We start from the raw sequence: 8,842 nt of genomic DNA, 5'->3' as shown, positions 1-8,842 counted from the left end.
CGCCCGCTCCTCGCGTGGACGCCGGCTCGGCGCCCTGTTGCAGGGCCCGGGCGGACTCGCCGAGAGCTACCGCGCCTACCGCGGCGTCTTTGCACCCGACGAGGTTCAGCGCCTTGTCGCCTACTTCACGGGCCTCCCGCTGTCCGGGCGGTCGCCCGACGCCGACGACGTCCTTGACCTGCCCGCCGACCCGGCCGATTGCGTGAGCTACCTCGAACTCACACGCTACATGCGCAACCAGCTGCTGCGAGACAGCGACGTCATGAGCATGGCGCACGGGCTGGAACTGCGCTTGCCGCTGGTTGACCAGCGCCTGTTCGACACCGTCGCCCGGATCCCGCCGTCCCTCCGCCTGCAGCCCGGGAAGCGCCTTCTGGTCGACGCTGTGGGCGACCTGCCCGAGAGCGTCACCGACCCGGCCAAGCGCGGGTTCGCCTTCCCGTTCCAGGCATGGTTCGGCCAATCGCTCGGCGCGCGCCTGGGCGCCGATGCCGGGCGGCTGCCCGTGCAGCCCGTCGAGTGGTACCAGCAGTGGGCGATCCTTGTCTTCACGCACTGGTTCCGTGCGTGCCGACACGCGGTGCCGTGACACCCCGAGGATCGCCCGGCCCGGCGGCGCGCGATGCCGCGCTCACGCCAACCGGCCATAATGACCGGTAGCGGCCTGCCACTCGGTGGCGGCCATAGGATTTGCCACGCATGTTGAAACTGCAGATCGGCGCAGGCCTCGACGGCCCTGCCAGCTGGATGAATGTCGACGCCTCCCCGACCGTCCGCCTCCAACGGCTGCCGGCCTTGGGCCCGCTGTTCGAGCGCTGGCTGTCCCCCAGGTTTTCGCGGCGCATCGTCTATGGCGATGTGGTGCGCGGGCTGGCGCTGGCGAACGAGAGCGCAGACGTCGCCTACTCGTCCCACATGCTCGAACACCTAGCCTACGATGACCTGCGCACTGCGCTGCGCGAAGTGCATCGCGTGCTGAGGCCGGGCGGCGTCTTCCGCAGTGTCATGCCTGACCTCGAGGCCGAGGTGGCCACCTATGTGGCCTCGACCAACGACGACCGCGCCTCCGAGTTCCTGCGCGCCACGCTGTTGGGGATGTCGACGCGCCCGCGCGGGATGCTGGGCCACCTGCGCGCCGCCGTGGGGAACAGCCAGCATCTGTGGCTGTGGGACTACCGGTCGATCGCCACGCGCCTGGCCGAGGCCGGGTTCACGGACATTCGCCGGGCGGCCTTCAACGATTCCGCCGAGCCGGTGTTCGCCGAGGTCGAGCATTTCGAGCGCTGGAACGGCTGCCTCGGATTCGAATGCAGGAAAGCCGCGCCGTGAACCCGATGGCATCGCCGCGCGTGCGATCCAACCATGGCGGACGTCCGCTGCGGGTGCTGCACGTGATCCCGTCGGTCGCGGCCGGCAGCGGCGGGCCGAGCCGCGCGATCGCACAGATCGAGCGCGTGCTGAGCGGCTCGGGCGTGGAAGTCGTCACGGCGACGACGGACGACGGCGGTGAAGGCCACGACCGGGATGGTTCGATCGGCGACGAAGGCGCCGTGACTCGGTGCAACGGCGCCATTCGCCACCACTTTCCCCTGCAAACGCGCGCCTACAAGACTTCGCTTCCCCTGCTGCGATGGCTGCGCCGCGCGGTGCCGGGCTTCGATGTCGTGCATGTGCATGCCGTGTTTTCGTTCGCTCCCGTCGCCGCGGCACGGGTCGCGCGCAGCGCCCGCGTTCCGTATGTGATCCGGCCGCTCGGCGTGTTGAACCGCTATGGCATGACGCAGCGCCGCGCGGGCCTCAAATCGCTGTCACTGCGCATCGTCGAAAGGCCCCTGCTGCAGGACGCCGCGGCGGTGCACTTCACGTCCGAACAGGAGCGAGAGGAGGCCGAGAGCCTCGGCTTCCCGATGCGGTCGGCCGTGCTGCCGCTCGGCATCGATGCCGCCGTCGCGGCCACTCCTGAACTGCTGCTCCAATCCTTTCCGCAGCTGCGCGGTAGGCGTCGCCTGCTCTATCTGTCGCGGATCGACCCCAAGAAGAACGTCGAGGCGCTGCTTTTGGCGCTCGCTCGCGTGCGGGCAACGTCGCCCGACGTCTCGCTGCTGGTTTGTGGCACCGGCGACGCCAGCTACCTGCAGCGGCTGCGGGCGCTCGCGGAACAGCTGGGCGTCGCCGATCGCGTTGTCTGGGCCGGTCACGTCGATGGCGAGCTGAAGGCCAGCGCGTTCGCGGCCGCGGACCTGTTCGTGTTGCCTTCGTTTTCGGAAAATTTCGGCATTGCGCCGGTCGAGGCGGTGGCCGCGGGCGTTCCCTGCGTGCTCGGCGAAGGCGTTGCCGTTGCATCGCGTATCGACCAGGCAGGCGCGGGCATCGCCGTCGCGCCGGATGCCGAAGCGGTGGCCGCGGCGATCACGCGTGGACTCGGCGACGCCGAATGGCGGCAGCGGGCGTCGGCCAACGGTCGCGCGCTCGCGGCGAGCGACTACAGCGTCGAGGCGATGGGTCGCGGCCTGCTCGATCTGTACGCCCGCATTCGCAGCCCGGGGGGGCGTCCTTAATGAGCCGGGACATCCTGGTTGTCGGCGGAGCCGGCTACATCGGGTCGCACATGGTGCGGATGCTGGCGGACGCCGGACATCGCGTCACTGTGTTCGACAATCTCTGCCGCGGCCATCGCGACGCGGTCGGCGACGCGCGGTTCATCGAAGGCGACATCCGCTCGTCCGGCGACCTGCAACGCGGCTTCGCCAGCGGACGCTTCGACGTGGTGATGCACTTTGCCGCTTTCGCCTATGTTGGTGAGTCGACGCAGCAGCCGGCGCTGTACTACGACAACAACGTAACCGGCAGCCTCCGGCTTCTGGAAGCGATGCGCGAGGCGGGCGTCAATCGGCTGGTCTTCTCGTCTACATGCGCCACCTACGGCGATCCGGTCGAACTGCCGATCACCGAATCCCATCCGCAGCGCCCCGTGAACCCATATGGCGCCACCAAGATGATGGTCGAGCACGCGTTGCGTGACTACGGTCGCGCTTACGGATTCGACAGCATCGCGCTGCGCTACTTCAACGCCGCGGGTTGCGACCCCCAGGGCCGTGTCGGCGAACGCCATTTCCCGGAAACCCACCTCATTCCGCTCGCGCTCGAAGAGGCGCTGCGCGTTTCGACCGGAGGCGATCCCGCCAGCACCGGGCTCAGTATCTATGGCAACGATTTCGACACCGTCGACGGCACCTGCGTGCGCGACTACATCCACGTCGACGACCTCTGTCGCGCGCACCTGCTCGCCGCCGACCGTCTCTTGTCTGGGGCGTGCCGAGGTGCGGAGACATACAACCTCGGCAACGGTCGCGGGTTCTCCGTGCTTGAGGTGATCGCCGCCGTGCGTCGCGTCACGGGGGTCGATATCCGCTATCGCATGGGCCCGCGCCGCGTAGGCGATCCCGGCGGCCTCGTCGGCAGCGCGGTCAGCGCGGGCGAGGTGCTCGGATGGCAGCCGCGCATTCCCGGCATCGACGAAATGGTCGCGACGGCGTGGCGATGGATGCTCGCGAACCCGACGCGGGGCGCTCATGTGGGCAACGGTGTCGCGAGCATGCCGGCCCCATGACGCTGGACATTGGCGCGGCGCGTTCAGCGCGTCCGTATTCCATGCGCGAATACGCCGGCCGCATCGCATGGGCGCTTGCAACGCCCCTGTTCCGCTTCACGCCGAAGCCGCTCTTCGGCTGGCGCAACTTCATGTTGCGCTGCTTTGGCGCCCGCATCGGTCGCAACGTGCGCATCCATCCGTCGGTACGCGTGGTGATCCCGTGGAACCTGGAGGTCGGCGACGACGCAAGCCTCGGGGACGATGTGTTGGTCTACAACCTGGGCCCGATCATTATCGGCGCGCGCGCCAGCGTGTCGCACCGCGCGCACCTGTGCGGCGGCAGCCACGACCATGAGGACCCGCGCCTGCCGCTGCTGCGGCTACCGATCCGTATCGGCGACGATGCGTGGATCTGCGCGCAGGCGTTCGTCGGGCCCGATGTCGTGGTGGGGAACGGGGCCGTGGTGGCCGCCTGCGCCGTGGCCGTGCGCGCGGTCGAGGACTGGACGATCGTCGCCGGCAATCCGGCGCGACCGATCAAGACGCGCAGCGTCCACGGCGGGCCGACGGCATGATTTCCTTCGTGATCCTCACGTACAACGAGGCCGCGAACCTGCCGCGCTGCTTGGCGAGCGTGGCGTGGTCGGACGACATCGTCGTCATGGATTCCGGCAGCACCGACGCGACCGGCGCGCTTGCCGAGGCGGCCGGCGCGCGCATCCTCGTGCGACCGTTCGACACTTTCGCGCACCAGCGCAACCACGCGATGGGCGCCTGCGAATTCCGCAACCGATGGGTGTTCCATCTCGATGCCGACGAGGTCGTCACCGACGACCTTCGGCGCGAGCTATGCGCGATCGCCGACTCGGGCGAGTCGCCTTTCCCGGTTTATCGCGTGCCCTCGCGCCTGATCTTCATGGGCACATGGCTGAAGCATTCGGGTCTCTACCCGTCATACCAGGTGCGCTTTGGCCGTGCGGACGAGTTGCGATTCGTGGATCACGGCCATGGTCAGCGCGAGGTTCAGCCGCCGGAGCTCGTCGGCACGCTGCGCGCGCCGCTCGACCACTACAACTTTTCCAAGGGCGTCAACGACTGGCTTGCGCGCCATCTGCGTTACGCGCATGCCGAAGCAATGCAATCGCAGACGGAGCGTTCGCAGCCCGTGGCCGTGCGCGAGCTCGTCCATGGCGATCCAACGCGTCGGCGCCGCGCGCTCAAGCGGGCCGCCGCGCGCCTCCCGATGCGCCCATTGCTGCGCTTCCTGTACGTGTATTTCGTGCGCCGGGGTTTTCTCGATGGCCGCGCCGGCCTTGACTACGCAGTGATGATCGCGGTGTACCAGTACTTCATCGGGCTCAACGAGCGGGAGCTGACGAATGGCCGCTGAATGGGGCGCTCCAGGCGGCGACGTCGAGCGCACGCACGACGCACGCGTGCAGGCGGATCGCCCCCACCGCATCGTGCTGCTGTGCGATTGGCTACCTCCCGATTTCGGCGCCGTGGGGCAGTACGCCGTTGGATTTGCGCATGAACTCGCGGCGCAGGGGCACGACGTCGCGCTAGTCGGCTTTTCCTCGACCGCCGGTAGTGAAGAGCGCGAGCGCGTAGGTGGCGGGCAGCTGCTCACCCGGCGCCTGTTCCGCCCCACCTACGACCGCGCCAACCTTCTGGTCCGCGGCATCTGGACCGTGCGCGCAAACCTCGCGCTGCTGTGGGGCGCGCGTGGCGAACTGCGACTCGCCGACGAAGTGCGCTTCACGGGTTCGCCGCCATACCTGCTGCATTTCGTCGCGCCGGTGGCGTTGCTGCTTGGCCTGCGCACCCGTTACCGCATCACCGACTTCCACCCCGAGTGCCTGATGGCGGTGATGCCGAACCCGGGAATCGGCTTGCGCCTCCTGTCCCGTGTAACCAATTTCTGGCGTCGTCGAATCGATGTCATCGAAGTCATCGGCGACGACCAGGGCCGTCGGCTTGCGGGATGTGGCATCGACCCCGCGAGCATCGAGCTGCGCCGCGATCCGTCGCCCGTCGAATTCGGCCCAGGTACGACGCTCGAGCCCGCGCCTGCGGCTGCGAACGGGCGCCGCGTGATCCTGTACTCCGGCAACTGGGGCGCCGCACACGATCACGCCACGTTCTTGTCGGGCTATGCAGACTTCTGCCGCGCGCATCCGGACGTCGCTTTCGTCTGGCTCAATGCCACCGGGGCTCGGCTGGATGTCATCGTGGCATCCCTCGAGTCCATGGGGCTGCCCTTTGCAAGGACGCAGCCCGTTCCGCTGGAACGGCTGGCGGGGGTGTTGCGCGCGGCTGATCTGCACCTGATTACGCTCGACGACCGCTTCGTCGGCTATGTCATGCCGTCGAAAGTGTATGCGTGCATCGCTTCGGGTCGCCCCATCCTGTTTGTCGGCAGTGCGGAATCCGACGTGCACGCACTTTGCGTCCTGAATGTTCCCGCCGACCGCTACGTGCGGGTCGATGTAGGAGACGCGGCGAGCGTAGCCTCGGCGATCGAAACCCTTCTGGCCGTCTCCCCGGGCGCGGCCTCGACTGAGCAACGGAATTGAGAATGAAGCGAGCACTGGTTCTGGGTGGTGGGGGATTCATCGGAAGTCACCTGGTGAAACGCCTCAAGGGCGAGGGCTTCTGGGTGCGCGCGGCCGATCTCAAGAAGCCGCGCTATGCCGAAACCGCGGCCGACGATTTCCACGTGGCCGACCTGCGCGACTACGGCAGTGTCGAGCGCGTGTTCGAAGGTGGATTCGACGAGGTCTACCAGCTCGCCGCGGACATGGGCGGCGCGGGCTTCGTGTTCACCGGCGAGAACGACGCCGACATCATGCACAACTCGGCTCAGATCAACCTCAACGTGCTCGAGGTGTCTCGACGCATCCCGGTGGGTCGCATCTTCTACTCGTCGTCGGCTTGCATGTACCCGGAGTACAACCAGCTCGACCCCGACAATCCGAACTGCACCGAGGGTTCGGCGTACCCGGCCGCGCCCGACAGCGAATACGGTTGGGAAAAGCTGTTCAGCGAACGCCTTTACTTCGCCTATGCCCGCAACCACGGGCTGACGGTCCGCGTTGCCCGCTATCACAACATCTTCGGTCCAGAGGGGTCGTGGGACGACGGCCGCGAGAAGGCCCCTGCGGCGCTAAGCCGCAAGATCGCGATGGCACCCGAAGGCGGAGAGATCGAAATGTGGGGCGACGGGCGCCAGACCCGCTCGTTCCTGTTTGTGGACGAATGCATCGAGGGCACGCTTCGCCTGATGCGTTCCGACTTCGCCGGCCCGGTGAACATCGGCTCAGACGAGATGGTGTCGATCAACCAGTTCGCCGACATGATCATGCAGATTGCCGGCAGGACGCTCACGGTGCGCCACATAGATGGGCCGACCGGCGTGCGCGGGCGCAACTCGGACAACGCGCTGATCCTCGAGCGCCTGGGTTGGGCCCCCAGCCGGCCCCTCGCCGAGGGGCTCGCCGTCACCTACCGTTGGATCGAGTCGCAGGTGAAGCTGGGATGTTCGGATAGTGCGCCTGACGCCTGACGCCTGACGCCGCCTGCGCTCGTGCCGGCGCCCCCGACCTTGGCGCGAAGTCGTTCACCCGATACGGACGCGCCCGCAGGCAACGTGCTTTACGGCCGTCCAACGACGGCCCGGTGCTACCTGCGTACGGGCGAGGGGCGGCGTGATGGCCCACGGAGCGCATTGACGGGGTCGTGAACAGGATGTTCCACCGGGCTAGGTCCGGGGCGCGCCGCGTGCCAAAATGTGATGTTGCCCACCCTTTTGCGCCTTTACTGAGGCCGGTATGGATTCGTTTGCAAGCCGCGTCGCACTGAGCGTCGCACTGACGGCACTCTTCTTGTGGACGCTGCAGCCGCTCGCCTACCGCTTCGGTCTTCTTGATCGCCCCGGCGGCCGCAAGCAGCATGCGCGTCCTACGCCCATCACGGGCGGGCTTTCGATTGCGCTCGCCGTGTACATCACCATCCTGGCCACCACCCCCGCTTCCGCGGTTCCGTGGGCCTACATCAGCGGCTCGTTCCTGCTGATCGTCGTCGGCATGCTCGACGATGCCTTCGACCTGCACTGGAGCCTTCGCGTGCTCGCGCAGTCGGCCGCCGGCTTGATCATGGTCTACGGCGGCGGCGTGCAGGTCGAATACGTGGGTTTCATCTTCAGCTCGACGCCCATCGTGCTCGGGCCGTGGGCGGCGCCTTTCACGGTGTTCGCCACGATCGGCATCATCAATGCCGTGAACATGTGCGACGGCAGCGACGGGCTCGCTGGTTCGCTGTGCCTTGCGGCGCTTGCGATGTTCGGTGCTGCGGCGCTGTACGCAGGCAATGATCGCCTGTTCGCGGACCTGCTGCCGTTTGTTTCCGCGCTAGTGGCCTTTCTCGCGTTCAACATGCGTTTCCCGTGGCAACGGCGTGCAAAGGTATTTCTCGGCAACGCCGGCAGTGCTTTCCTCGGATTCACGATCGCGTGGGTGGTATTCCGGCTCACGCAGAACGCCGCCCACCCGGTCTCACCGGTGCTTGCGCCGTGGCTGCTCGCGCCTCCGCTGATCGACTGCCTGGTCCTGATCGCGCGGCGCTTGAAGATGGGGCGTTCGCCTTTCCTTGCGGATCGCGACCACATGCATCACCTGCTCCACGAAGCCGGTTTCGGGCCGAACGCGATCGCGGTCGGGCTCACGACTGTTTCGCTGGTGATCGGTGTAGCAGCAGCGCTCGTCCTGCGTACGGATGCCATTGCAGAAGGGCACCTGGTCGTTGCTTTCGGCGTGATGCTCAGCGCGTATTACTGGCTGACGTCGCAGCGTGACAGGGCAATGCGGATTCTCGGCCCGCTCAACGCCATGCTGCGTCGGGTCCGCGGCGGCGTGGGCACGGCCGCGCGGTCACCGGGCTACGCGGTAGCGGTTTCGGATGAACAGGTCGAGTACGTTCCGGGCGCGTCGGGCACCCGTTAGGCGCGTCGTTCGGGCGCGCGACAGCCGGCGCCACGGTTTCTGTGCGGGGCCAGCGCAAAAGCGGGGCAGTTCCGGCGTCGTAGACCCCGCGCCGCGATCCTGGCGCTGACCGCATTTGCGGCGCCATCCATCGCTTCGACAGCACCCTCGCGAATCGAGCTTCGTCACCTCGCCGTGATTGCGGCGCGAACGAGCGACGTCCCACGTCCCCAAGGTTCGTCGGAGATAACCGGTAAGGTTCAACGTCCCG

General features: G+C 67.4%; 9 protein-coding genes. All 9 read left to right on the top strand.

Annotated features, from left to right (window positions below; translation table 11 throughout):
* A partial coding sequence (locus FW784_RS02625) for an asparagine synthase-related protein (RefSeq protein ID WP_235893544.1) occupies positions 1-589 on the top strand: 589 nt, incomplete at its 5' end.
* A gap of 113 nt (positions 590-702) precedes the next feature.
* On the top strand, positions 703-1,329 hold the full coding sequence (locus tag FW784_RS02620; RefSeq protein WP_187770646.1) for a class I SAM-dependent methyltransferase: 627 nt from the start codon (positions 703-705) through the stop codon (positions 1,327-1,329).
* A gap of 5 nt (positions 1,330-1,334) precedes the next feature.
* Positions 1,335-2,558 (top strand): glycosyltransferase, encoded by a 1,224-nt coding sequence (locus FW784_RS02615; protein ID WP_235893545.1) that lies wholly within the window; start codon positions 1,335-1,337, stop codon positions 2,556-2,558.
* Positions 2,558-3,610 carry a UDP-glucose 4-epimerase GalE gene (galE, locus tag FW784_RS02610; RefSeq protein ID WP_149351804.1) on the top strand — a complete coding sequence of 351 codons (1,053 nt, stop codon included), beginning with the start codon at positions 2,558-2,560 and terminating at the stop codon, positions 3,608-3,610. The genes FW784_RS02615 and galE overlap by 1 nt, the downstream gene beginning before the upstream one ends.
* The gene (locus tag FW784_RS02605; protein WP_149351803.1) at positions 3,607-4,167 is read left to right on the top strand and encodes an LbetaH domain-containing protein; all 561 of its coding nucleotides are present in this window, start codon (positions 3,607-3,609) and stop codon (positions 4,165-4,167) included. The genes galE and FW784_RS02605 overlap by 4 nt, the downstream gene beginning before the upstream one ends.
* The gene (locus FW784_RS02600; RefSeq protein ID WP_149351802.1) at positions 4,164-4,982 is read left to right on the top strand and encodes a glycosyltransferase family 2 protein; all 819 of its coding nucleotides are present in this window, start codon (positions 4,164-4,166) and stop codon (positions 4,980-4,982) included. The genes FW784_RS02605 and FW784_RS02600 overlap by 4 nt, the downstream gene beginning before the upstream one ends.
* Positions 4,972-6,168 (top strand): glycosyltransferase family protein, encoded by a 1,197-nt coding sequence (locus tag FW784_RS02595; protein WP_149351801.1) that lies wholly within the window; start codon positions 4,972-4,974, stop codon positions 6,166-6,168. The genes FW784_RS02600 and FW784_RS02595 overlap by 11 nt, the downstream gene beginning before the upstream one ends.
* 2 nt (positions 6,169-6,170) lie before the next feature.
* A complete protein-coding gene (locus FW784_RS02590; RefSeq protein WP_149351800.1) occupies positions 6,171-7,157 on the top strand; it encodes an NAD-dependent epimerase/dehydratase family protein in 987 nt (328 codons plus the stop codon).
* 265 nt (positions 7,158-7,422) lie between these two features.
* The gene (locus tag FW784_RS02585; RefSeq protein WP_149351799.1) at positions 7,423-8,592 is read left to right on the top strand and encodes an MraY family glycosyltransferase; all 1,170 of its coding nucleotides are present in this window, start codon (positions 7,423-7,425) and stop codon (positions 8,590-8,592) included.
* Positions 8,593-8,842: the final 250 nt, after the last annotated feature.

Origin of the sequence: Cognatilysobacter lacus, assembly GCF_008274655.1 — a bacterium.
Lineage (GTDB): Bacteria > Pseudomonadota > Gammaproteobacteria > Xanthomonadales > Xanthomonadaceae > Cognatilysobacter > Cognatilysobacter lacus.
The sequence above is the reverse complement of the archived record's forward strand: the minus strand, read 5'-3'. Positions and strand labels throughout refer to the sequence as shown.